Origin of the sequence: Stenotrophomonas sp. NPDC077659 (genome assembly GCF_050268705.1) — a bacterium.
GTDB lineage: Bacteria > Pseudomonadota > Gammaproteobacteria > Xanthomonadales > Xanthomonadaceae > Stenotrophomonas.
On record NZ_JBNNHG010000050.1, the window covers coordinates 20,193 to 24,324 of the forward strand.

Here is a 4,132-nt window from a genome sequence, read left to right on the forward strand (position 1 = left end):
ACAGCCCGTGAAAATCCCGCGCTGCGCGCGATAGTCGACCAACGGTCGACTCTACCCTGTCGTGGTTTCCCACTTCCCCCCAGTTCGTGGCCTTTCCTCGACCTGCCCTACACGCCAGCACTGGCATGCTGGTCGGCATGGCTGAACCGCTCCCCCTGCGTCCGCCACCGCCATTGCTGGACGACGCCTGTGCGTTGTTCCTCGATGTCGACGGCACCCTCATCGAATTCGCTGCGCGCCCGGATGCCGTGCAGCTCCTGCCGGAGGTGCGTGAAGCCATCGGCCGTATCAGTGACCGCCTTGAAGGTGCGGTCGCCCTCGTCAGTGGACGTCCCCTTGAACAGCTGGACCAGTTGTTCGCCCCCCTGCAACTTCCGGCCGCCGGCCTGCACGGCCACGAACTGCGTGCCCAGGACGGCTGCGTGTTGCGCGAGGAACAGGACGATGACACCGCCGAATGGCTGCACGCCCTGCACCACCAGGCCATGAGCTTCGCCCACGGCTACCCCGGCGTGCTGGTGGAGGAAAAGGGCGCTGGCCTGGCCCTGCACTGGCGCGGCGCACCGCATGCCGCCAGTGACGTACGCGCCTTTGCCAAGCGCCACGTGCGCGCCCGCCCCAGCTATCGCCTGCAGCCGGGTGACCACGTCGTCGAGTTTGTTCCCGTGGGCACCGACAAGGGCCGTGCGCTGCGCCGGCTGATGCAGTACCTGCCCTTCCGTGGCCGCCTGCCGGTGTTCCTCGGCGATGACCTCACAGATGAGTTCGGCTTCGAGGCCGCCAACGGACAGCACGGCTGGAGTGTGCTGATCGGCGAACGAGAACCCAGCGCGGCCGTGTTCGCGCTGCCTGACATACGCAGCGTGCACGCCTGGCTGCGCGAGAATGCGTATTGACCCGGCCACCCCCACGGCCGCAACCGAGATGTACCGCGTGATGAACCCACCCGATCTTGACCTGGGCGTGGTCGGCAACGGCAGCTTCGGCGCCCTGGTCGACAAACATGCCCGCGTTGTCTGGAGCTGCCTGCCCACCTTCGACGGCGACCCCACCTTCTGCGCCCTTCTGGGGCCCAACCAGCAGACCGGCGGCGATTTTGCCATCGAACTGGAAGACTTCGCCAGCAGCGAGCAGGAGTATCTGACCAACACCGCGATCCTGCGCACCGTGCTGCATGACCACCACGGCGGATCGCTGGAGATCCTCGACTTCGCCCCTCGCTGGCGCCAGAACGACCGTTTCTACCGGCCGGTCAGCCTGATCCGCCAGGTACGGCCGCTGACCGGCAGCCCGCGCATCACCGTGCTGGCGCGGCCGCTGGCGGACTGGGGCGCGCGCGTGCCCGAATCGACCTGGGGCAGCAACCACGTGCGCTGGATCCTGCCCGAGCATGTGCTGCGGCTGACCACCGATGTGCCGGTACGCATGGTGCGCGAAGGCCTGCCATTCGTGCTCAACCATCCTGTCCATCTGATCCTGGGCGTGGATGAGTCGCTCAACCGGTCCATCAGCGGCTACGTACAGGAAGCCTTCCAGCGTACCCGCGACTACTGGCGCGAATGGGTCCGCTACCTGTCCATTCCACTGGAATGGCAGGACGCGGTCATCCGCAGTGCGATTACCCTGAAGCTGTGCCAGTACGAGGACAGCGGCGCGATCATCGCGGCGATGACCACCTCCATTCCCGAAGCCCCCGGCAGCGTACGCAACTGGGATTACCGCTACTGCTGGCTGCGCGATGCCGCCTTCGTGGTGCGCGCGTTGAACCGCCTTGGCGCAACCCGCACCATGGAGCAGTTCCTCGGCTACATCTTCAACCTGGCCACCACCGACGGCACCCTGCAGCCGCTGTACGGCATCGGTTTCGAGGCCAAGCTGGACGAGGATGAAGTACCCAGCCTGTCCGGCTACCGCGGCATGGGCCCGGTGCGCCGCGGCAACCTGGCCTGGGTACAGCGCCAGCACGATGTCTATGGCAGCGTGGTGCTGGCATCCACCCAGCTGTTCTTCGACCGCCGCCTGCAGGACCCGGGCGATGCGCACACCTTCGCGCGGCTGGAGCCGCTGGGCGAGCAGGCCTTCGCCCTGCACGACGTACCCGATGCGGGCCTGTGGGAATTCCGTGGCCGTACCGAAGTGCACACCTACACCAGCGCGATGTGCTGGGCTGCCTGCGACCGCCTGTGCAAGATCGCCGTGCGGCTCAAGCGCGACGACCGCGCGACCTACTGGCGCGAACGTGCCGACATCATCCACGCGCGCATCATGGCCGAGGCGTGGAGCGACGAGCTGGGCCATTTCACTGACACCTTCAACGGCCATCGGCTGGATGCGTCCCTGCTGCTGCTGGCCGACATCGGCTTCATCGATGCCCTCGATGCCCGCTTCATCGCCACCGTCGAAGCCATCGGCCGCGATCTCAAGCATGGCAATTCGCTGTACCGCTACGTGACCCCGGATGATTTCGGCGAACCAGAAACCAGCTTCACCATCTGCACGTTCTGGTACATCGATGCGCTGGCGGCAATCGGCCGCATGGATGAGGCGCGCGAGATGTTCGAGCTGCTGCTGAAGCAGCGCAACCACCTGGGCCTGCTCTCGGAGGATCTGGCCTTCGATGGCGGCGAGGCGTGGGGCAACTTCCCGCAGACCTATTCGCACGTTGGCCTGATCACGGCGGCCATGCGCCTGTCGCGCTCCTGGCAGGAGGCGTCGTGAGCCGTCTCGTTGTGGTGTCCAACCGTGTGGCCGTGCCCGGTGAAAGCCGCGCCGGTGGCCTGGCCGTCGGCCTGCTGGCTGCGCTGAAGGAGCGCGGCGGCATGTGGTTCGGCTGGAGCGGCAAGAACGCCAAGGATGCCAGCGGCACCCTGCACCAGCAGAAGGACGGTGACATCGAGTACGTCACCATGGATCTGGCCAAACGCGATGTGGATGGCTACTACAACGGCTTTTCCAACCGCACGCTGTGGCCGCTGCTGCACTTCCGCCTGGATCTGGTCGACTACGACCGGGGTACCCGCGAGACCTATCACAAGGTCAATGCACTGTTCGCCGACAAGCTCGCGCCGCTGCTGCGCGAGGACGACATCGTCTGGATCCACGATTACCATCTTATCCCGCTGGGCGCGATGCTGCGCGAGCGCGGGATCGGCTGCAGGATCGGCTTCTTCCTGCATATCCCGATGCCGTCGGCCGACCTGCTGCAGGCCATGCCCGACCACCTGCGGCTGTTTTCCTCGCTGTATGCCTACGACCTGGTCGGCTTCCAGACCCAGCGCGATGCCGACCGCTTCCAGACCTACCTGCGCCTGTTCGGCGGCGGCCGCATACTGGAAGACGGCCGCCTGGAGGCCCCGGGTGGACGCCGCTTCCGTGCCGCCGCCTTCCCCATCGGTATCGACACCGGGCACATTGCCCGCCAGGCCGCCACGGCCGCCACCAAGGCCTCGGTGAAGGATCTGCGCAGCAGCCTGCGCAACCGCCAGCTGGCCATCGGTGTAGACCGGCTGGACTATTCCAAGGGCCTGCCCGAGCGCTTCCTCGGCTTCGAACGCTACCTGCAGCGCCACCCCGACCAGCGCGGCTCGCTGACCTACCTGCAGATCGCCCCGGTCTCGCGTGGCGACGTGTCCGAGTACCGGCAGCTGCGCAGCCAGCTTGAACAGATCGCCGGGCACATCAACGGTGGTCACGCCGAGCCGGACTGGACCCCGCTGCGCTACGTCAACCAGAACTTCACCCATGCCACGCTGACCGGCTTCTACCGCGCCGCCGCCGTTGGCCTGGTGACCCCGCTGCGTGATGGCATGAATCTGGTGGCCAAGGAGTACGTAGCCTCGCAGGACCCGGATGATCCCGGCGTACTGGTGCTTTCACTGCTGGCCGGTGCCGCCGACGAACTGAAGCAGGCGCTGCTGGTGAACCCGCATGATCTGGACGGTGTGGCCGATGCCATCGCCACCGCAGCAACGATGTCACTGCGCCGGCGCCAGGAACGCTGGCACGCAATGATGGACCACCTGCGCGCTTACGACATCAACCACTGGCGCCGCAGCTACCTGGAAGCGCTGGAAGGGTCTCAGCAGCTGGCCCTCGGCCAAGCCGATGTCCGCCTGCAGCGATGCATTGTCGC

At 66.5% G+C, this 4,132-nt stretch carries 3 protein-coding genes; all 3 read left to right on the forward strand.

Going from position 1 to position 4,132, the window contains the following annotated elements; all coding sequences use genetic code 11:
- Positions 1-137: 137 nt before the first annotated feature.
- Complete coding sequence (gene otsB, locus ACQKDV_RS09530; RefSeq protein WP_427783517.1) at positions 138-896, forward strand: trehalose-phosphatase; 759 nt, start codon at positions 138-140, stop codon at positions 894-896.
- Positions 897-936: 40 nt separating this feature from the next.
- A complete protein-coding gene (locus tag ACQKDV_RS09535) occupies positions 937-2,718 on the forward strand; it encodes a glycoside hydrolase family 15 protein (protein ID WP_427783519.1) in 1,782 nt (593 codons plus the stop codon).
- A partial coding sequence (otsA, locus tag ACQKDV_RS09540) for an alpha,alpha-trehalose-phosphate synthase (UDP-forming) (RefSeq protein ID WP_427783518.1) occupies positions 2,715-4,132 on the forward strand: 1,418 nt, incomplete at its 3' end. The genes ACQKDV_RS09535 and otsA, both read left to right, overlap by 4 nt.